19 protein-coding genes are annotated in these 21,180 nt (G+C 58.7%); 18 read left to right on the forward strand and 1 reads right to left on the reverse strand.

Annotation, left to right across the window (positions count from 1 at the left end):
• Nucleotides 1-75 precede the first annotated feature (75 nt).
• Nucleotides 76-873, reverse strand: coding sequence for a 3-hydroxybutyrate dehydrogenase (locus QN219_RS23170; protein ID WP_284002421.1), 798 nt, complete (start codon nucleotides 871-873; stop codon nucleotides 76-78).
• A gap of 409 nt (nucleotides 874-1,282) precedes the next feature.
• Between QN219_RS23170 and QN219_RS23175 the strand changes: the two genes are divergently transcribed.
• The 18 genes from QN219_RS23175 (at nucleotide 1,283) to QN219_RS23260 (ending at nucleotide 21,175) form a co-directional block, all read left to right on the forward strand.
• Nucleotides 1,283-2,074, forward strand: a complete 792-nt coding sequence (locus QN219_RS23175; protein WP_284002422.1) for an amino acid ABC transporter ATP-binding protein — start codon at nucleotides 1,283-1,285, stop codon at nucleotides 2,072-2,074.
• Between the two features lie 27 nt (nucleotides 2,075-2,101).
• The gene (locus QN219_RS23180; protein ID WP_284002424.1) at nucleotides 2,102-2,881 is read left to right on the forward strand and encodes an ABC transporter substrate-binding protein; all 780 of its coding nucleotides are present in this window, start codon (nucleotides 2,102-2,104) and stop codon (nucleotides 2,879-2,881) included.
• 35 nt (nucleotides 2,882-2,916) lie between these two features.
• Nucleotides 2,917-3,597, forward strand: coding sequence for an ABC transporter permease subunit (locus QN219_RS23185; RefSeq protein WP_284002426.1), 681 nt, complete (start codon nucleotides 2,917-2,919; stop codon nucleotides 3,595-3,597).
• Entirely contained in the window at nucleotides 3,598-4,308 is a 711-nt protein-coding gene (locus QN219_RS23190; RefSeq protein ID WP_284002428.1) for an ABC transporter permease subunit, read from the forward strand.
• Nucleotides 4,309-4,594: 286 nt separating this feature from the next.
• Nucleotides 4,595-5,293, forward strand: coding sequence for a CoA transferase subunit A (locus QN219_RS23195; RefSeq protein WP_284002429.1), 699 nt, complete (start codon nucleotides 4,595-4,597; stop codon nucleotides 5,291-5,293).
• Nucleotides 5,294-5,313: 20 nt separating this feature from the next.
• Nucleotides 5,314-5,943 (forward strand): 3-oxoacid CoA-transferase subunit B, encoded by a 630-nt coding sequence (locus QN219_RS23200; protein WP_284002430.1) that lies wholly within the window; start codon nucleotides 5,314-5,316, stop codon nucleotides 5,941-5,943.
• A gap of 73 nt (nucleotides 5,944-6,016) precedes the next feature.
• Nucleotides 6,017-7,198 (forward strand): acetyl-CoA C-acetyltransferase, encoded by a 1,182-nt coding sequence (locus tag QN219_RS23205; RefSeq protein WP_284002432.1) that lies wholly within the window; start codon nucleotides 6,017-6,019, stop codon nucleotides 7,196-7,198.
• A 15-nt stretch (nucleotides 7,199-7,213) separates the two neighbouring features.
• Nucleotides 7,214-7,705 (forward strand): UPF0262 family protein, encoded by a 492-nt coding sequence (locus tag QN219_RS23210; protein WP_284002434.1) that lies wholly within the window; start codon nucleotides 7,214-7,216, stop codon nucleotides 7,703-7,705.
• Nucleotides 7,706-8,507: 802 nt separating this feature from the next.
• Complete coding sequence (locus QN219_RS23215; protein ID WP_284002435.1) at nucleotides 8,508-9,686, forward strand: Xaa-Pro peptidase family protein; 1,179 nt, start codon at nucleotides 8,508-8,510, stop codon at nucleotides 9,684-9,686.
• Between the two features lie 198 nt (nucleotides 9,687-9,884).
• Nucleotides 9,885-11,009, forward strand: a complete 1,125-nt coding sequence (locus QN219_RS23220) for a serine hydrolase (RefSeq protein ID WP_284002437.1) — start codon at nucleotides 9,885-9,887, stop codon at nucleotides 11,007-11,009.
• Nucleotides 11,010-11,334: 325 nt separating this feature from the next.
• Nucleotides 11,335-12,828 carry an aldehyde dehydrogenase gene (locus QN219_RS23225; RefSeq protein ID WP_284002462.1) on the forward strand — a complete coding sequence of 498 codons (1,494 nt, stop codon included), beginning with the start codon at nucleotides 11,335-11,337 and terminating at the stop codon, nucleotides 12,826-12,828.
• Between the two features lie 87 nt (nucleotides 12,829-12,915).
• A complete protein-coding gene (locus tag QN219_RS23230) occupies nucleotides 12,916-13,788 on the forward strand; it encodes a dihydrodipicolinate synthase family protein (RefSeq protein ID WP_284002438.1) in 873 nt (290 codons plus the stop codon).
• Between the two features lie 61 nt (nucleotides 13,789-13,849).
• Nucleotides 13,850-14,992, forward strand: a complete 1,143-nt coding sequence (alr, locus tag QN219_RS23235) for an alanine racemase (protein ID WP_284002439.1) — start codon at nucleotides 13,850-13,852, stop codon at nucleotides 14,990-14,992.
• Complete coding sequence (locus tag QN219_RS23240; protein ID WP_284002441.1) at nucleotides 14,985-15,836, forward strand: HAD family hydrolase; 852 nt, start codon at nucleotides 14,985-14,987, stop codon at nucleotides 15,834-15,836. The genes alr and QN219_RS23240 overlap by 8 nt, the downstream gene beginning before the upstream one ends.
• Nucleotides 15,837-15,921: 85 nt before the next feature.
• Entirely contained in the window at nucleotides 15,922-17,148 is a 1,227-nt protein-coding gene (locus QN219_RS23245; protein ID WP_284002443.1) for an FAD-binding oxidoreductase, read from the forward strand.
• 19 nt (nucleotides 17,149-17,167) lie between these two features.
• A complete protein-coding gene (locus tag QN219_RS23250) occupies nucleotides 17,168-18,169 on the forward strand; it encodes a 4-hydroxyproline epimerase (RefSeq protein ID WP_284002445.1) in 1,002 nt (333 codons plus the stop codon).
• 514 nt (nucleotides 18,170-18,683) lie between these two features.
• Entirely contained in the window at nucleotides 18,684-19,856 is a 1,173-nt protein-coding gene (locus QN219_RS23255) for a Xaa-Pro peptidase family protein (RefSeq protein WP_284002447.1), read from the forward strand.
• 320 nt (nucleotides 19,857-20,176) lie between these two features.
• Nucleotides 20,177-21,175 (forward strand): serine hydrolase, encoded by a 999-nt coding sequence (locus QN219_RS23260; RefSeq protein ID WP_284002449.1) that lies wholly within the window; start codon nucleotides 20,177-20,179, stop codon nucleotides 21,173-21,175.
• Nucleotides 21,176-21,180 lie beyond the last annotated feature (5 nt).

The raw sequence follows: 21,180 nt of genomic DNA on the forward strand, positions 1-21,180 counted from the left end.
ATATGTGGCGTCCAACGCGGCGCCACGTTTTTAGGCTTTCCGACCGGGCTCTGGCGTCTGAATCGCGTGTGGCGCTCAGATGACCAGGCTCCCACCATCGATGGGAAGGGCAATGCCGGTAATTGACTTGGCAGCATCAGAGCACAGGAACAGAACGCCGGCGGCAATCTCGTCCGTCTCCACGAAGCGGCGGGTGGGCATATCCGTCAGGAAATAATTCCGGGCGGCTTCATCAAAGGAGTATTGAAGCTCATCAGCTTTCGCCTCGACCTGCTTTGCGACTAGCGGCGTCAGGACCCATGCCGGACACACGGCATTGCAGGTGATCCCGAGTTGAGCGCCTTCGAGAGCGGCTTCTCTCGTCAATCCAAGAATGCCATGCTTCGTCGCCACGTAGCCGGATTTGCGCGCTTCAGCGGTGAACGCGAGTGTCGAAGCCGTGTTTATAATTCGACCCCAGCCGCGCTCTTTCATCTGTGGCCAGACCGCCCGCGTGGTCGCGAAGGCTGCAGTCAGATTGATCGCAATAAGGCGCTGCCATTGCTCATCCGGGAACTCATCGATGTCCGCCAGGTGCTGCGCACCGGCATTGTTGACCAGAATATCCACTCTGCCGAGTGCGGCGGTTACAGCCCCGACCAGATCGCCCGCTTCCTTGAGGTTCGACAGGTCGTGACCAAAATGCTTTGCCCGGCGGCCGGTCTCTTTGCCGATGTCGTTTTCAATCGCTGCTATCTCTTCAGAGGAGGCGAAGCCGTTTAACGCCACGTCGGCCCCATTGGCAGCCAGCATCCGACCAATTGCCAACCCAATGCCGCTCGTCGATCCTGTTACCAAGGCGACCTTGCGTTCAAGTGGCACAGAGATGTTCATCGGGAGACCTTTCCAAAATCGTTGAACTCACAGGGAATCCAGAGAACGGCGCCGGAGGAAGAAGAACAAGTGAATCCGCACGCATTCTTGTGAGCAGAATTCACCAAAGAGAGACCTCCAACTCCAGACCGCTGGTGCCTGGAAAACGCAGGTTCACTTTCCTGTGTGCCTCTTCGCTAAACGGGCGAAGATCCGAATGTTGCAGAGGCTCGCGCGGCCGCGCGGTCTGACGCGTATAATTGTGAATCGGATTCACGTGTCGGGCACAAAAGATCAATTGAACGAACGACAGCAGTAAACGAGCATGCAGGCGCTGGGATAGAGCAATAGCCAATAGGCAAATAGTCTGCTGCGTCGAGTTGATCGGGCTGTTTCAGCGAGCTCAAGCGTGCGCAGCTGAAAAAGGGGAATGAGTGTGAACCCAAGTTCTTCATTGCCGCGAGAGCCGCTGCTGGAAGTCCGCAATCTGCGGAAGTCGTTCGGGTCTTTGGAGGTGTTGAAAGGTGTCGGTATTCAGGCCGCCAAAGGCGACATCGTTACGCTGATCGGTAGCTCCGGATCCGGCAAAAGCACGCTCATCCGCTGCATTAACTTTCTTGAGGAACCGTCGGCCGGCGAGATTGTCCTCGACGGCATAGTATTTCCCGCGATGGGCGGTGTACGCCGGACGAGGAAAAACAATGCCGATCTGATTGCCTTGCGCCGCAAGGTCGGAATGGTGTTCCAATCCTTCAATCTCTGGCCCCATCGCAATGCGATCGAGAACGTGATGGAGGGCCCGGTCCAGGTTCTCGGGATCTCAAAGAGAGAAGCGCGCGACAGGGCGCTTGGCTATCTGGAGAAGGTCGGTCTCGCGGGCCGCATCGATCATTATCCGTCTCAGCTTTCGGGCGGGCAGCAGCAACGCGTCGCCATCGCGCGAGCACTCGCCATGGAACCCGAGATACTGCTGTTTGACGAGCCGACATCGGCGCTCGATCCCGAACTCGTCGGCGAAGTTCTGCGCGTCATGAAGAGCCTGGCCTCGGAGGGGAGGACGATGATCATCGTTACCCACGAGATGCAGTTCGCGCTTGAGGTCTCCTCCGAGGTGGTCTTCCTCTCGAAGGGCAATATCGAAGAGCGAGGCGCGCCCTCCGAAATCCTCAAATCTCCGAAGTCGGAAGCGCTCGGGTCCTTCCTTCAAAGGTATCGATCCTAGTCAACATCAAGAAAAGGGGAACCTAAGATGAAAATGTTCAAGATTTTGTCGTCGACTGTCTTCGCCGCCGCTGTGAGCTTCGGGTCGTTTTCCTCCGCTCATGCCGACGAAACGATCAAGATCGGCATTGATGCCGCTTACAAGCCATTCGCCTATGTCGATGCCAATGGCGAGATGTCTGGTTTCGAGATCGACCTGATCAAGGCTGTCTGCGCTGAGATCAAGGCGGACTGCGAACTTTCGAATGTGCCGTGGGACGGCATCTTCACCGCGCTTGAGACTGGAACCATCGACATGATAGGTACCACCGTTACCAAGACGAAGGTGCGGCTCGAGAAGTACGATGCCTCACGGATGATCTACCGCGTCGGCTTTGCATTCCTGGTCCCGAAGGACTCAGATACTTCGAGGGGGCTTGACGGCTTGAAAGGGCAGTCGATCGGCACAATCGTCGGAACGCAATCCTACTACGATTACATCAAGGGCGTGCTTGGCGCCGACACGGACATCCGCGGCTACGACACCGCCGATGCGGCAGTGCTGGACCTCGACGCCGGTCGTATCGCCGCTTTCCAGAGCGATAACCTCCAGCTCGAGCAAGCTTACGTGAGCACGGGCAACTACAAGCTCGCGGCCGAGGCGACCTTCGATCCCAAATATGTAGGTGAAGGGAGGGCCTGGTTCTTCCGGAAGGGATCCGCCGATCTGGTCGGCAAGATCGACAAAGGACTGGACGCAGTCATCGCAGCAGGGAAGGTGGACGAACTTGGTCTGAAGTATTTCAACACCAAGCTGGTCTCCAAGTAATCGACTGATGGCAAACCTAACACAGGGGATGTGCGATGATTGAAATCGTTGCACCCTACTTGAGCTTTTGGTCGAAGGGCGCGGCACTCACTTTGGGACTGTCGGCCGCGTCCTTTCCCATCTGCGTCCTGATCGGCTTGACGGTGGCATTCGCCGCCGTCTCGCAGGCCCGTCCGATGTCGCTGGCGGCGGCGGCATACATCAACATATTCCGTGGTCTCCCCGAGATCATCGTGATCTTCGTAGTGTTCTACGGTTCGAATATCGTTCTCACGGCGCTGGGGCAGTCTCTGGGTTTTCAGGTTGGAGGGACGAATCCCGCCGTTGCGGCGTTGGTGGCGCTTTCCATCCAGTTCGGATCCTATGCCGCTGTGATCTTCAAGGACTGGATGACTGTGTTTCCCAAGGGCTACACGGAAGCGGGACTGGCAATAGGCATGACCCGCTTCCAGATCCGCAGGCGGATCGTGGTTCCGCTGCTGTTGCGTTCGGCAACGCCGGCGCTCGGCAACCTCTTTCTCGTGATGTTAAAGGTATCGGCTCTTGCGTCGCTCATCGGAGTGGCGGAACTGAGCCGTACGACCAGTATCATCGCCGGATCCACGCGCGAACCGCTTGTCTGCTATCTGATCGCGGCTGTCATGTATCTCGTCATCTCGGCGTTTTCGGGCTTCGTTCAACATCGGTTCGAAGCGGCCATGGAGAGGTCACTCTAGATGCTGAATTTCGCTATTCTCGAGACGAGTGCCTTCTGGTGGGCCGTTCTGGACGGATTGGGCGTCACGTTGGCGCTTACTGCTCTCAGCATGATCCTGGGATTTCTCCTGGGCGGCGTTCTCGCGTCGATGAACGTCTACGGCAGGCCCGGTATTCGGTTTACGGCCAAAGCGTACATCTTCGTGTTCCGCGGAGTGCCGCTCCTGATCCTGCTTTTCCTCTTCTACTACGGTCTGCCACGGGTGACCTGGCTGAGAGGAAGCCTGTTCTGGGATCTGGTCCTGACGTCTCCGTTCCGGACCGCGGTGTTTGTCCTGACCATCAACAACGCTGCTTATCTCGGCGAAATGATCCGAGGCGGCCTTCGGATGGTGCCCGCCGGCCTGCTGGAAGCGGCGGCCGCTGTCGGTATGACAAAGACACGCGCGTTCTTCCGTGTGCATGCCCCACTTGCCGTTCGATCCATCCTGGGAAACCTTGGGAGCGAAACGATTGCCGTGGTGAAGGCATCCGCAATCACCAGTGCGATTACCGTTCGCGATCTGATGGGCGGACCGACCGTGCTCGGCAAGGTGTACCTCGATCCTTTGACACCGCTGCTGGTCGTCGGCGTCATCTATATCGTGCTCGTGCAACTCATCGACGTCGGCACAAAGCTGGTGAGGAGCCAGCTCGCACTGCCCGGTACGGCGCAATCTCATCACGTCTAGCATTGTGGATCGTCCATCAAGGTCAACGGGCGCGCCTTGCCGACGCGCCCGCATTTCGTTGGTCTCTTCGGAATAGAACCGCGATAGCCAGAGTGAAATTCGCGCTTTCGCGCTGGCTGGCTCCGATATTCAGGATATGTGTTCACAATTCACATATCTGAGTGAAAACGGCACCAATAGCGTGACCGGCAATTTGCTAGCACTCACAGCAGCCACGCCTAGAGCCCCATGGCTCCTAGGCCCTTTGCGGCAGAGCGCTCATCGGTTTCAAAATTGGAGGAGTGACGTGAACAAGATCTATGCTGACGCGGGTTCAGCGCTTGAAGGCCTGCTGGTCGACGGAATGTTCATTGCTGCGGGTGGCTTTGGCCTTTGCGGCATACCGGAACTGTTGATCGACGCCGTTCGCGAGGCGGGCACAAAGGACCTGACGATCGCCTCTAACAACTGCGGCGTCGACGACTTCGGGCTAGGCGTGTTGCTGAAGACGAAGCAGATCAGGAAGATGATCTCGTCCTATGTCGGCGAGAACGCCGAGTTCATGCGCCAATATTTGAGCGGTGAGCTGGAACTGGAGTTCAATCCGCAGGGGACGCTGGCGGAGCGCATGCGGGCGGGCGGCGCGGGGATTGCCGGCTTCTACACCAAGACCGGCGTCGGCACGGTTGTAGCCGAGGGTAAGGAAGTGAAGAGCTTCAACGGCGAGAGCCATGTGCTCGAAACTGGCATCGTCGCTGACCTGTCGATCGTCAAGGCCTGGAAGGCGGACACCTCAGGCAATCTCGTCTTTCGCAAGACCGCCCGTAACTTCAACCCGCCGGCGGCGACCTGCGGCAAGATCTGCGTCGCCGAAGTCGAGGAAATCGTGCCAGCCGGCAGCCTCGACCCTGATCACATCCACCTGCCGGGAATCTACGTGCATCGCCTGATCCAGGGCGAGCATGAGAAACGCATCGAGCAGCGCACCACGCGCGCGGCGGCTTGAAGGACAGGGGAAGAGACAAGATGGCCTGGGACAGAAACCAGATGGCGGCGCGCGCCGCCCGCGAGCTTGAAGACGGCACCTATGTCAACCTCGGCATCGGCATTCCGACGCTGGTCGCTAACTATATTCCCGAAGGCGTGCACGTGACGCTGCAGTCGGAAAACGGCCTGCTCGGCATCGGGCCGTTTCCGACCGAGGATCAGATCGACGCCGACCTCATCAATGCCGGCAAGCAGACGGTGACGGCGCTACCGCATTCGGCCTTCTTCGACTCGGCGCAGAGCTTTGCGATGATCCGCGGCGGCAAGATCGCCATGGCGATCCTCGGCGCCATGGAAGTGGCCGAGAACGGCGACCTCGCCAACTGGATGATCCCGGGCAAGCTGGTCAAGGGCATGGGTGGGGCGATGGACCTCGTCGCCGGCGTCAAGCGCGTGGTCGTGGTCATGGATCACACCAACAAGGCTGGCGAATCCAAGGTGCTGAAGGCCTGCACCCTGCCGCTCACGGGTAAGAGCGTCGTCGATCGGATCATCACCAATCTCGGTGTGCTCGACGTCGTCGATGGCGGACTGAGGCTGGTCGAGCTTGCCGAAGGCGTCACCGACGGCGAGATCCGCAGCGCCACCGAGGCGACCATCGTCAACTAAGGCGGGCGGCTTATTGCCGAGAGGCTGAAGCCGGTGCTTTGCCGGCTTCATGCGAGGAGGAGAGGAGATCAGCATGAGCATTCCATCGATTGTCATCACCAGCGCCGCCCGCACCGCGGTCGGATCCTTCAACGGCGCCTTCGGCAATACGCCGGCGCACGAGCTCGGCGCTGCCGTCATCAAGGGCGTGCTCGAGCGCGCAGGCGTCGAAGCAGGTGAGGTCGACGAGGTGATCCTCGGCCAGGTGCTGCAGGCCGGCGAGGGCCAGAACCCGGCGCGCCAGGCGGCGATGAAGGCAGGCGTCCCTCAGGAAAAGACCGCCTGGGGCATGAACCAGCTCTGCGGCTCCGGTCTTCGCGCCGTGGCGCTCGGCATGCAGCAGATTGCAACCGGTGACGCGGACATCATCGTCGCCGGCGGCATGGAGTCGATGTCGATGGCGCCGCATTGCTCGCATCTTCGCTCCGGCGTGAAGATGGGCGACTTCAAGATGATCGACACGATGATCAAGGACGGCCTGACCGACGCCTTGCACGGCTACCACATGGGCATCACCGCCGAAAATATCGCGCGCCAGTGGCAGCTCAGCCGTGAGGAGCAGGATGCGTTTGCACTCGCCTCGCAGAACAAGGCCGAGGCCGCGCAGAAGGCCGGGCGTTTTGCCGACGAAATCATTCCCTTCATCGTCAAGACCCGCAAGGGCGACGTCACCGTCGATGCCGACGAATATATCCGCCATGGCGCGACGATCGACCAGATGCAGAAGTTGCGCCCGGCCTTCGACAAGGAAGGCACCGTCACCGCCGGCAACGCCTCCGGACTCAATGACGGCGCTGCCGCTACCTTGCTGATGACAGAAGCACAGGCCTCCAAGCGCGGCATCCAGCCGCTCGCTCGCATCGTTTCCTGGGCAACGGCCGGCGTCGACCCGCAGGTCATGGGCACCGGCCCGATCCCGGCATCGCGCAAGGCGCTCAAGAAAGCCGGCTGGGCGATCGGCGACGTCGACCTGGTCGAGGCCAACGAGGCCTTTGCTGCCCAGGCCTGCGCGGTCAACCAGGACCTCGGCTGGGATCCGTCGATCGTCAATGTCAACGGCGGTGCGATCGCCATCGGCCACCCGATCGGCGCTTCCGGTGCGCGCGTGCTCAACACGCTGCTGTTCGAAATGAAGCGCCGGTCGGCCAGGAAGGGCCTGGCCACGCTCTGCATCGGCGGCGGCATGGGCATCGCCTTGTGCGTAGAGGCGATGTAAGGGGAGGGCAGTCTCATGACCGGTGCCCGCCTTTGCGATGTCGCGCTTGACCGATCCTTCGGTCGGCGAGACCCTCGTGTCGAGCGCGAACAGGCGCTCGCGGTGGTCGACCTCCTCGAGAACAACAGCTTCCTGCCCGTCGGTCATGAAGGCGGCCCTTATCGACTGAGGATCAAAACGGCGGATGGGCGCTTAGTGCTGCACATCGCCGACGACGAGGGGACGCATCTCGTCAGTCACCACCTGTCGATTACGCCCTTCCGCCGGCTGCTGAGAGACTACACCCGCATCTGCGACAGCTACTACGAGGCGATCCGCCGACCCGGGCCCGAACGACTGGAGGCGATCGACTTGGGCCGTCGCTGCATCCACAACCAGGCTGCCGAACTCCTGAAAGAGCGTCTCTCCACCAAAGTGCTCATCGACAGGGATACCACGCGTCGGCTGTTCACGCTGATTTACGCACTCCTCGTGCGCAACTCCCCTCATCAACTTCTGCTGATCTGAAGCAGAGTCTCGGCGAGCCAAAAGCTCTCCGGAGACATCCTGGCCTCTTTCCCCAGCCTCCTCCCGAGGTGCCTTGGCTGCCGTCGGTCGGGCCCCGACGGCAGCCCTTTTTTCGGAGTGATTTGGAAGTTGGCTCAGCGATGCGAACGAAAAGGCTGTCGATGCAGAGGAACAGAAATTGTCAGGAAGAGACATGGACGTCGCCATCTCCGATATGTCGCTGCCGCTCCCGGCAACGGGAGCTTTCAGTACTTCCGGGAACGAACTGAACGTACGTCAGCTGATCACCAGTAAGCGACCCGCGAACTGGAAGATGTGCTCGGCGTATCTCCCTCTTCGATCGCGTCACATCAGGAGCGGGGCTCATACATTCGGGCGAGGAAGTCGTGGTCGGCGCCCGGCACATTATCGACCCCGTCGACAGCCGCAACAAGCCGGAGGCAAGTCATCTTTGTTTCCGGCATCGAGCACTGAAGACGGCAGAGGCGAAGCTCATGCTCCAGCGCTTCCTTATCTACCCGCCAGCGCGATGTGCCTCTTTGCGGCCATCTGGCTCATGAGCGAAGTTGGTTGTTTCAATGAGAATGGCCTCAAATATTCGTTGACAAGTCGCGACAATATGTCGACAATAGCAACATCAAAGTTGGGAACCCATGAGACGACTTTTTCCAAGCTGCTCCGCGCCTTGCTTAGATCGCGAATCCAAATGCACCTACTCAACTGGAAGGTGTCGACCAAAGCAGCCTGGACTGAAGGACCTCAGATAAGCTCGTCGCGGAACACATTAGAGAGGACATCTTGTATGGACAGAGCGAACATTCCGCAGGCTTTCGAAGCGTCGGAGTATCGGGCTCGGCTCGATAAAGTGCGGATTTCAATGTCCAAAGCTGGAATGGACGCCCTGGTGGTCATCTCGGAGGCTAACCACTACTATCTCCTGGGATATGACGCCATCTCTGGTTTTGAGCCGCAGGTGGTGCTCGTGACGTTGAATGATGACCCGTATTTCATCCTGCGCAAGATGGATGCCGACACAGCGGCCGACGCCGGATGCTGGCTTGCACCGGATCGGGTTATCGGATACGCCGAAAGTTACGTCGGGGGCTCCGGACAGGCCAGTGCCTGGGAAATGATCGGGCGGTTCGTCAAGGACAAGGTGCGGGCGTCTGCACGTATCGGCGTCGAACTGTCGGCAATCAGTGCGCGAGGCTACGCCGTGCTCATGGGCGCGTTAGGCGTGCGGGAACTTCGTGACGGTAGCGACTTGGTTTCGGCATGCAGGATTGTCAAGTCCGAGCGCGAACTCTTGTATATGACCGAGGCAGCCGCGATAGCAGACCGGGCAATGCTTGCTGGTATCGACAAGATCTCCGTCGGTACGCGGCATTGTGAGGCTGCGGCCGCGATCATGTCAACGCTCTGTGAGGGGACCGAGGCCGTTCCCGGTGGACCGCCGCCATGTCCACCGTTTGTCCGTGGGGGCAAGTTCGCCAACGCACCACACCAGTTATGGATTGATGACGCATTTGAAGCGGGGCAGCAGTATTATCTGCAGTTTTCCGCTAGCCGGCACCGGTACCCAGCTCCAATAACGCGGGTCGCTCATCTCGGCCCGGCCACGCCACGCCGGAAGGATCGGCATGAAGGTGCCTTAGCGGGGTTCCACGCCGCCCTCGACGCGTTGCGCCCGGGCGCCACCTGCAGTGATGTCGCGCGCGCATTCCAAGCGGCAATCCGGCCGTATGGGCTCACGAAGGAGGAGCGCATGGGCTACTCCGTTGGTCTTGACTTCTCCATCAACGGCCCGAGCCTGGGGACCAACAACGACACCGAGATCGTGACCAACATGACATTCGACCTCCAGTCTAATTTCATTGAGCGTGGCGAAATCTACCTGCTGAGCGACACCGTCCGTGTCACTGAAGATGGGGCGGAACTGATGAGCACGGTCCCGCGCATCCTTTTCGAGCGCCCCGCATGAGCTGCCGGAGCAACGATAACAGGCGCAGCGAAGTCGCCGGTCTGCTAGATCCGTGGTTCACGTAGCTAACGGACGCCTCTGGCGAGCCCCCTGGGGCTCGTTTCGCGAGGGAAATGCGAAGCAGACCCTTCAGAAATACTGATGATCTGAAAGCAGAACATCAATTAAATATCAAGAACCCAATCAGGATGCCCGCCAATGACGCTTGCCTCGATACCCAACCCAGATCTGGTCGTCTCGTCGGTCGATAACAATGCGCACTGGAATTTGACGAACTATCGCCGGCACGGTTTTCAAAACCTCCATGCTATTGGCCGTTACGTCATGTCAATTCGTTCCCCGCGCGTGCTTCCGCTTAGGAAAGACATCGACTGGACTATTGGAGGGCGATCAGACGTCGCCCGGTTCCTCTCGGTACCGCATTTCTCCGGTTTCGTTGTGGTGCGTGACGATCGCGTCCTCTATGAGGCCTATGCGTCCGACTTCGGGCCGGATAGGCCGCAAGCCGTCATGTCGATCACAAAGACAACCCTCAATATCATGCTCGGCCGCTGCGTCGCAGAGGGTCTTCTCGATCCCGACCGAAAGATCAAGGACTACCTGCCCGAGATCGGGACGGGCTTTGCAGAGGCGACCGTCAGGGCAGTAGCCGACATGAATGTCGCCAACAACTATAGCGAAGACGGTGATTGGTTTTCCTTGGAGGCCGCTACAGGTTTACGTTTGTCACCCGATGATGGGATGGAGCTGACGATCCGCTCGGTTCTCTGCGGCATCACCGGAGACGATCTCGTCAATCGGACCGGCCACGTGATCTACAAATCGGCCAATACCGAAGTGCTTGGCTGGATCGTCGAGCGTGTGAGTAAGCGGTCGCTTCGCAGTTGGCTCATCGAGATCGTGGAAGCGGCAGGCCTTGAGGGCTCCCTCCATATCATCTGCGATCGCGAGGGCGTACCGCACCTCGGTGGCGGCGCCTCCCTTTCCCCCCGTGATCTCGCGCGCTACGGCCTACTCTTCGCGCGCAGGGGGATGGGCGTTGACGGACGGCGCGTCGCCGATGCCGCCTTCATCGAAGAAACACGCCGCAATCCCGGGCCCTCTTGGCCGACGCCGCGCGAGGGGATGTACTATAGCCGCCAAACGACCACGGACGGCACCTGGATCGGCCATGGGGGCTTTGGGGGGCAATACCTGCTCGCTAACCCGGACACGGGTACCGCCGTGGTCTATATGGCCGTGTTCGAAAACCAGAGCGGTGATGATGGGGACATTTACCCACCGCTAATCCAAATGATGGCTAAGCTGGCTGCAAACAAATAGCAGGACTGGGACCAACGTGACGTGCAACTCTAGCAGAGGCAGACACTGGCTGGACAATTGCCGTCCGAGGTTCGAGGCGCCACAACTTTGGAACAGCGGCCGAGGGGGAAGCGGCGTCGGGGCAGTTAGAACGGGGTAATCGTATCCCCTCGACGACTTGACCGGTGCACATGGCGCAGCGCGACCTACGTACGCTTAGCGCACTTGCATGCGCGGGCTTGCACTGCAACACCACATCCTCGGCTCTGACCCATTCCCGACCGGTCAAACACTTTCTGACCCAGTTGGCCGAATAATCCAGGAAAGCGAATTCAAGGAGACTGTTATGGACCAACCAACCGACTTCAAGGCGGCCGCCGCGGCGCTGAAGTTCGAGACCCGAGCCTTCATCAACGGTAAATATGCCGAGGCCGCTTCGGGCAAGACCTTCGCGACCATCAATCCGGCCAATGGGAAAGTGATCACGAATATCTCGTCGTGCGAGATGGAAGACGTTGACCGCGCTGTCGTTGCCGCGCGACGTGCTTTCGAGGTCGGGGACTGGTCGCGCAGATCACCAGCGGAGCGGAAGAAAGTTCTATTGAAGTTTGCTGATCTAATTGAGGCGAACATGGAAGAGTTGGCTCTTCTTGAGACCCTCGATAGCGGCAAGCCAATCCGTGACGCGCGCAATGTCGACCTGCCGGACTCAATCGCGACGCTCCGCTGGCACGCGGAAGCGACCGACAAGATCTACGACCAAATGTCGCCGGCGCCTCATGATGTCGTATCGATGATTGTGCGCGAGCCGATCGGTGTCGTGGGCGGTGTCATACCGTGGAACTTCCCGCTCTTTGTCGCTATGTGGAAATTGGGTCCTGCGCTTGCCGGTGGCAACTCACTGATCCTTAAGCCGGCGGAGCTTACCTCGCTTTCGCTGCTGCGACTTGCCGGCTTGGCTTCGGCAGCTGGCCTTCCCGATGGCGTTTTCAACGTCGTGCCTGGTCTGGGTCACGAGGCGGGCAAGGCCATTGGAATGCACAATGACATCGACTGTGTGAGCTTCACTGGCTCGGGCGAGGTTGGCCGTTACTTCCTCGAATATTCAGCAAAGTCAAACATGAAGAAGATTGTCCTCGAATGCGGCGGTAAAAGCCCCGCGATCGTCATGGACGACGTAAAGGACCTAGGCCCGGTCGTTGAGAATTTGGCAATGGGCATCCTGTTCTGCCAAGGCGAAAACTGCTCGGCAGGGTCGCGCCTGATCGTTCAGGAAGGCATCAAGGATCGTTTGCTTGAAGAGCTGAAGAAACACTTTGCAGAGTGGAAGGTCGGTGATCCCTTCGATCAAGAAACGAAGGTCGGGGCGATGATCGAGGAAAAACACCTGAACAAGGTGCTGAGGCTAATCGACCGGGGAAGAAAAGACGGCGCTAAGGTCTCGTTCGGCGGCGACCGCGTGCGCGAGGAAACAGGCGGTTACTTCGTCGAGCCGACGATCTTCGAAGGGGTCACCAACGACATGATGATCGCGCGTGAAGAAATCTTTGGCCCGGTGCTGTCGGTAATCTCGGTCAAGACTGAGGAAGAAGCCATCAAGATCGCCAATGACACAAACTACGGTCTGGCTTCGCAACTCTATACCGACAACCTCAACGTCGCCCACCGTGTCGCCAAGGCAATTCGCGCAGGAACCGTGTCAGTCAACTGTTTCTCTGAAGGCGACCTCGCCGTGCCGTTCGGCGGCTACAAGGAATCTGGCTTCGGAGGTCGGGACAAGGGTCTTGCCGCGCACGATCAGTATACCGAGCAGAAGGCTATCTGGATCCAGCTTCGTTGACTCATTCACAGTGTTCCCTCGGCCCATGTGCTTTGGGATTAAAATAGATATCTGCCCGGTATGGGCCCACTAATTGAGGAGACTAGTATGACCAGTCTGCAAGGCATTTGCGTTCCTATCTGCACGCCCTTTAATGACAACGGTGCAACTCTCGACATTGCGGCGTTCGAGGAAAATATCGACTCGCTTATCGAAAGCGCTGTGCACATCATTGCAGTCAATGGCGGAACCGGTGAATTCCCGTTCCTGTCTGAATCGGAAAAACGCAAACTGGCCGAGGTGGCCTGCAGACGCGTTGATGGCCGCGCCAAAGTAATTGTCCAAACCTCGGCGATCCGCACCGAAGATGCCGTGGAGAACTCGAAGCACGCCGAAGGCGCGGGTGCAGATGCGGTTCTGGTTTTGCCGCCTTACTTTGAAGGGCCGGGCGAGGAGGGGGTGCGCTGGCACTATGAGCAGATCGCTCAAGCAATCAAGACCCCGATCATGGCTTACAACATCCCGGTTTACACTCAGTTCGACATCACGCCGGAAATCTTTGCTCGCTTTTCGGAAATCGACGGGGTTAACTACATTAAGGACAGTACCGCTGACCCCAGCCGTATTGAAAAGCTTGCAGCGCAGGGGTCAAAAGTGTTCTGCGGCTGTGACTTTCTCAACTTTTTTGCGCTGGTGAACGGCGCTGCCGGCTTGTTTACCGGCTCTGGCAACATAGCGCCCGCGCAGCTCCGGAAGCTCTGGGACTTGGTGAAGTCGAAGGACTATGAGCAGGCTGAGAGGGTCTGGAAGACGCTCCAGCCAATCAGCCGTCTGCTTTGGACACTACCCTTCAACCCGGTCGCTAAGGCCGGCAGCGAAATGACTGGGCGTAAGGTCGGCCTGTGCCGCATGCCTGTGCCACCATTGAAGGCCGACGAGATGAAGTTGGTCGAAGCCGCAGTTGAGGCGCTTTCGGCTTGATAATCCAAATTCTGGGCTGCGAGATTTCGCGCAGCCCGGAGCCTCTGATCGCCCGGTTCCAATGACACGTTCCCAATCCCTTGCCGCTTTTTCGGATGACGCGCGCCGCAGCCTTTCCAGCGGTCCGATTATGCTAGTCGACCTATCTGCAATTCAGCGCAACTTCCGCAAGCTGGCGCAAATGACCCACGGCACATGTGTGGCCGTCGTTAAGGGCGATGGGTATGGCCACGGAATGTGCGAAGCCTCTCGCGCTCTGCGGAACATTGGTGCAGACTTATTCTTCTCTGCCCGTTTTGAGGATGCTTTGACGCTGCGTGCCGAACTTGGTGTCGGACCACGCGTCGCCGTCCTCGACGGCGTTTCACCGGCGGATACGATGGAAGCGCGGGCGCAGAACATCATTCCCGTGGTCAATTCGCTGGAGCAACTTCATGTGATTTTTGGTGTGGCAAAGCAATCCGGGCAGAGAATGCCGGCTTTCATTCATCTAGACACAGCGATGAACAGGCTTGGTCTTGCTCCGGACGATGATAAACGTGCTGAACCTTTACTCGCGTCCTGCAATATTCAGGCCTATATGACGCATTTCGCATCAGCCGACGATGTCGATGTAGATCTTTGTCACCATCAGGTATCTAGGCTTGTCAAGCGAGCCAAACGCTTGCCCCGCGCGCCGCTTTCCATCGCGAATTCCTGTGGTGTTTTTCTTGGAAGGGAAATGCACGGAGACATTATCCGCCCTGGCAAGTCGACCTTCGGGATTAATCCGACTGCTGATGCTGAAAATCCGATGGAAGAACCTGCGACCATTCTCGCGCCCGTGGTGCAGATACGAACGCTCAAGAAGGGCGATCCAGTCGGCTATTCGTGCACCTGGCGCGCGCCCAAACCCCGGCGAATCGCAATTCTTGCCATCGGGTATGCGAACGGATTCATGCGCGACAACAGCAACAAAGGTTTTGTGATGTTCGGCAAGCAGCGCGCGCCCGTAGTCGGCCGCGTCTCAATGGACTTGACTGCCGTCGATATCTCCGAACTCCCCGAAACGGCAGTGTATGTCGGGGCAGCTGCCGAAATTGTGGGGGATAATATCACCTACCGACAAATTGCTGAAACCATCGGTACGAATGAGCACGAAGCGATAATTACCCTCGGCCGGGGCTGTAAGCGCTTTTTCGTGAATGGGGATCCACATGCCTAGTCTCACGTTTGCAAACGATCACTGCAGAACTGTCCTCCCTCGACTTTTTGTTTGCGATGTCGATCGAACTTTACTCACACATGAGCATGTGTTGCTCCCCGCCGTTTCAGCGGCGGCACGATCGCTGCGTGCGGTACAGCTTCCCCTAATTCTGGCGTCTGCGCGATCACCTGTGGGTTTGGAACGTGTGCACGCCGACGTGGGAGCGTCGGACACGGTTTGCTGCTTCAATGGCGCATGGATCGGAAAGCTCTCGTCAAGAACTGCACTGAAGGAGACGCGCCTTGATCGTGAAACAGCGCTTGAGGCGATGAGTTGTGTTCACGAATTGGGTGGCAGTCCTATCTGGTTCGAACTTGAGTGTGGTTTCGTTCTTAAACCTGATGAGACCGTTGCCAGACGGCGTACCGATGTCACTGGAGACCGTCTACAACTCATACTAAAACCATACGAGGCGCCAAACGCCCCTTTCAAACTGCTTGCCACGTTCCCCGAAGAGACAATTGAAGCTTCCGTTTCGTTCCTGTCCAGCAGGTTTGCTGGTGAGCTCATGGTGGTCCAATCTGGCCCTAATCTTGTGGAGCTGGTCGCAAATGGCGTTCGAAAGGACGTCGCAGCTGCGTTTATCGCGAGCGAATTTGGTCTCCGTGCAAATGACGTCGCTGCGGCAGGCGATTCCGACAATGATTTGGGTTTGCTTGGTTGGGCAGGGTTGGCAATTACCGTCTCCAATGCAAAACCACATGTTCAACTAGTCGCTGACATCGTGGCACCTTCTTGCGATCTTGGCGGGTTGGCATTGGCTTTTGAATGGGTGGTCCATCACTTGACCTGCGCCCGATGACCCCACGACTCTGTGATCGCGATCGCAACGTCCGACGGCAGATGCCTAACGCCGTGTTTGCCGCCTTCGATCTCCGGAGACCAGCATGAGTCACGTCGTCATTGTTGGAACAGGAATAATCGGCCTCAGCACGGCGCGGGCTCTGCTGTCCGATGGTCACGTGGTGACTCTTGTGGATCGCAATCCGGCCGGCGATAAGGCCTCCTTCGGCAACGCGGGTGGGCTCGGGGTTACTGAGATCGTTCCTGCAAGCGTGCCGGGGCTCATATGGAAAATACCAGGCTGGCTGATAGATCCGCTCGGACCGCTGTCCTTGCGACCGGGACATTTCCCGAAGTTGGTGCCCTGGCTGCTACGCTTCATGAAAAGCGGCTCGCGCCAGGAAATGCTGCGTATCACCTCCGCGCTCGCGGCCCTTACCGCGCCCGTTTACGACGACTTCCTGCCCATGCTGGACGAACTCGGCATGTCGCATGAACTTCATCGCGTCGGCGCGCTCTGGGTCTACGAGACTGAAGCGGGCTTTGCTGCCGATGCCACGGACCGCGCGCTACGTCGCAGCCACGGTGGTATTTTCGAGGAAATGGATGGTGATGAAGCGCGACGGTTAGAACCCGCTCTCGGCAAAAATGTCGTTCGTGCGGCGCTCACGCCGCAATGGTCGCACTTCTCCGACCCGAAGCGCGTCATGGACAGGTTGCGTGAGCAAGTTGCTTCACGCGGCGGGAAGATCGTTCAAGGCGAGGCGGTAGCGATTGCCGGCACTGCAGTTGAGCTCTCGGACGGGACGAAGCTGCCGTTTGAGCGTATGGTCATTGCGGCCGGTGCCTGGTCTGCGCGGCTTGCGGCGACGATTGGCGATCGGGTGATGGTAGAAAGCGAGCGGGGCTACAACATCACCATTCCCGATTCCGGGGTATGTCTGACCCGAGAAGTCATTTTTGCCGAACGCAAGTTCGTCGCCACCCCGATGGACATAGGCCTGCGGATCGGCGGAGCAGCGGAATTCGCCGGCCTCGATGCTCCCGCAAACTATGCCCGTAGCGATGCGTTGGCGGCCTTGGCTCATCTCTATCTCCCGGGCCTCAAAACCGAAGGCGGCACGCGGTGGATGGGTCATCGGCCCACCACGCCCGACAGCCTGCCAGTTATCGGCCCCTCGTCCAATCGCCCCGATGTTATTCATGCCCATGGCCACAGCCATATTGGACTGACACTTGGCCCCACCACTGGTCGTCTTGTTGCCGATCTGATCGCCGGGCGCACAACGGCAATCGACCTCGCCCCATTCTCTGCCAGCCGTTTTTCCTGAAGCGGGAGGAGTATAAGCGATGAATCCACATACCTTTTTCTGCATAGACGCCCATACTTGCGGCAACCCGGTGCGGGTCGTCACTGGTGGCGCGCCAATCCTGCCCAATGTGAGCATGTCCGAGAAGCGCCAGATCTTTCAAGCCGAGCACGACTGGGTTCGCCAGGCGCTGATGTTCGAACCGCGCGGCCATGATGTAATGTCGGGTTCCATTCTATATCCGCCATCACGTGAGGATTGCGATATAGCAGTGTTGTTCATTGAGGTTTCCGGCTGCCTGCCCATGTGCGGCCACGGCACCATCGGCACGGTGACTGTGGCTTTGGAACAGGGTCTGGTCCTGCCCAAGACCGAGGGCAAGCTCGCTATCGAAGCTCCAGCCGGTCGCGTCGAGATTGAATATCGTCGCGAAGGCCGCTTTGTGGAGGAGGTGCGTCTCTTTAATGTGCCAGCCTACCTGCACGCCGACGAAACTACGATCGACGTACCCGGCATGGGCGAACTGGTCGTGGACGTGTCCTATGGCGGCAATTTTTACGCCATTATTGAGCCGCAGAAAAACTGGGCAGGTCTCGACAACATGAGCGCCCAGGAGATCCTACATTTCAGTCCACTCGTGCGTCGCCTAGTGCAGGAAAAGATCGCTCCAGTGCATCCTGAAGACGACCGCATCGCCGGTGTTAGCCACGTCATGTGGACTGATAGAGCAAAGCACCCAGAGGCGGACGCCCGTAACGCGGTGTTCTATGGCGAGCGTGGCATCGACCGCTCGCCATGCGGCACCGGCACGTCGTCGCGTATGGCGCAACGCGTGGCCAAGGGGCTGCTCAAGGTCGGAGACACCTTCGTGCACGAATCCATCATCGGAACCCTGTTTCACGGCCGCGTCGAAAGCGAAGCAACGGTTGCCGGTCACCCAGCCATTCGCCCGAGCATCGGTGGCTGGGCCCGCGTCACCGGCTACAATACCATTCTCGTCGACGAACGTGACCCCCTCGCGTTAGGATTTCAGGTGCGCTGAGGACGGACCCGCTAATCTGCGAGATCACGACTGTCGCGCCGATAATGGGCGAATTCGTCTCGACCATGAGCGGCTTGGGCTCGCCATACAAAAAGAAGATCTGGGTGGCTTCGTTGGCAGATCCTCAACGATATCGGCGAGCTCAGCAACGCAGCCGGAGGTGCCTGCTGGCGGCGAGGATGTTGCCGACCACGAATCAACGCCGCGCGGAGCCACCGCATCCTTGCTAGGCCGACTGAGTGCGCCAACAGGCTACTGAGGTATGCATAGCCGCGGTTCCGCTTTGCGTGACTCTGACCGTTGGCAACATCCAAAAAATAGTTGACAACTCACGACAATATGTCGACAATCCCGCGACATCGAAGTTGAGCACCCTTGAGACGACTTTCCCAAGCTGCTCCGTGCTTTTGCGTAGATAGAGATCTACTCAACTGTGTGGCATCGACCACGGCGGTGTAGACGCAAGAGCCTTTGGAGAGGCTCGAAGGTAACGATTTAGGAGAGGACATCCTGTATGATCAAAAAAAACCTTGTGCAGGCGTTTGAGACGTCGGAATACCGGGCTAGGCTCGATAAAGTGCGCGCTTCGATGGCGAATGCTGGAATGGACGCTCTGGTGGTCCTTTCGGAGGCGCATCTGTGCTATCTTCTGGGGTATGAATCATTTTCCGGCGCCGAGCCGCAGGCTGTGCTCGTGACGTTGAATGACGACCCATATTTCATACTGCGCAAGATGGATGCCGATACCGCAACCGACGCGGGATGCTGGCTTTCACAGGACCGGATTATTGGATATGCCGAAAATTATGTTGGCTCCGAGGAGGTCACTGCGTGGGAAGTAATTGGGCGGTTTGTCAAGGATAAGGTTGGGACGTCTGCACGTATCGGTGTCGAACTGTCTGGTTTAGGCCTGTCCAGCCACCCGAAGCTTGTTGCTGCATTGGGCGTGCAGAAACCTCTTGACGGCAGCGACGTGGTAGCGGCGTGCAGAGTGGTCAAGTCCCAGCGCGAACTCTTGTATATGGCCGAGGCTGCGGCGATCGCGGACCGAGGTCTGCTTGCGGGGATTGACAAGATCGGCACCGGTGTGCGGCATTGTGATGTAGCTGCGGCCATTTTGTCGGCTCTGTGCGCGGGAACCGAAACAATTCCCGGCGGACCACCACCGGCTCCTCCATACATCGTTGGCGGCAATCACGCAAACGCGCCGCATCAATTTTGGATCGATGATGTCTTCGCGTCCGGGCAGCAGGCTTACATCGGCGTCGGCTCTAGTCGGCACCGGTACGCGGGGGCAGTCGTGCGTACCGTCCACCTCGGACCGGCCACGCCACGCCGGAAGCAGCAGCATGAGGGCGTCCTAGCGGGGTTCCAGGCCGCGGTCGAAACGCTGCGTCCTGGCGCGACCTGCAGTGATGTAGCTCGCGCATGCCAAGCGGCGATGCGACCGTACGGTCTAACGCAAGAGTCTCGTGTGGGCTACTCCTTCGGCCTCGACTGGACCGATGGACCGAGCTTAGCGACCAACAGCGACACCGAGATCGTGGCCAACATGACGTTCCGGGTCATAGTTGCGCTGTACGAGCGGGGCGAAAACTACATGTTGGCCGACAGCGTCCGGGTCACTGAAAACGGGGCGGAACTGATGAGCACGGTCCCGCGCATCCTTTTCGAGCGTACCGCATGAACTACCAGAGCGTCGAAAACGGGCGCAGCGAAGTCGCCGGTCTCCCAGATCCGCTTCATGTAGCTCACGGATGCCTCTGACGAGCCCCTTAAAGGGGCTCGCTCGGGGGAAATTAAAGCAGACCTTTCAGAAATACTGATGATCTGAAAGCAGAACATCAATTCAATATAAGAACCCAATCAGGATGCCCGCCAATGACGCTTGCCTCGATACCCAACCCAGATCTGGTCGTCTCGTCGGTCGATAACAATGCGCACTGGATTCAAGCGAATTACCGCCGGCACGGTTTTCAAAACCTCCATGCTATTGGCCGTTACGTCATGTCAATTCGTTCCCCGCGGGTGCTTCCGCTGAGGAAAGACATCGACTGGACTATTGGAGGGCGATCAGACGTCGCCCGGTTCCTCTCGGTACCGCATTTCTCCGGTTTCGTTGTGGTGCGTGACGATCGCGTCCTCTATGAGGCCTATGCGTCCGACTTCGGGCCGGATAGGCCGCAAGCCGTCATGTCGATCACAAAGACAACCCTCAATATCATGCTCGGCCGCTGCGTCGCAGAGGGTCTTCTCGATCCCGACCGAAAGATCAAGGACTACCTGCCCGAGATCGGGACGGGCTTTGCAGAGGCGACCGTCAGGGCAGTAGCCGACATGAATGTCGCCAACAACTATAGCGAAGACGGTGATTGGTTTTCCTTGGAGGCCGCTACAGGTTTACGTTTGTCACCCGATGATGGGATGGAGCTGACGATCCGCTCGGTTCTCTGCGGCATCACCGGAGACGATCTCGTCAATCGGACCGGCCACGTGATCTACAAATCGGCCAATACCGAAGTGCTTGGCTGGATCGTCGAGCGTGTGAGTAAGCGGTCGCTTCGCAGTTGGCTCATCGAGATCGTGGAAGCGGCAGGCCTTGAGGGCTCCCTCCATATCATCTGCGATCGCGAGGGCGTACCGCACCTCGGTGGCGGCGCCTCCCTTTCCCCCCGTGATCTCGCGCGCTACGGCCTACTCTTCGCGCGCAGGGGGATGGGCGTTGACGGACGGCGCGTCGCCGATGCCGCCTTCATCGAAGAAACACGCCGCAATCCCGGGCCCTCTTGGCCGACGCCGCGCGAGGGGATGTACTATAGCCGCCAAACGACCACGGACGGCACCTGGATCGGCCATGGGGGCTTTGGGGGGCAATACCTGCTCGCTAACCCGGACACGGGTACCGCCGTGGTCTATATGGCCGTGTTCGAAAACCAGAGCGGTGATGATGGGGACATTTACCCACCGCTAATCCAAATGATGGCTAAGCTGGCTGCGGGTCACTAAAAAGC

It is taken from the genome of Sinorhizobium sp. 8-89, assembly GCF_030124325.1.
GTDB lineage: Bacteria > Pseudomonadota > Alphaproteobacteria > Rhizobiales > Rhizobiaceae > Sinorhizobium.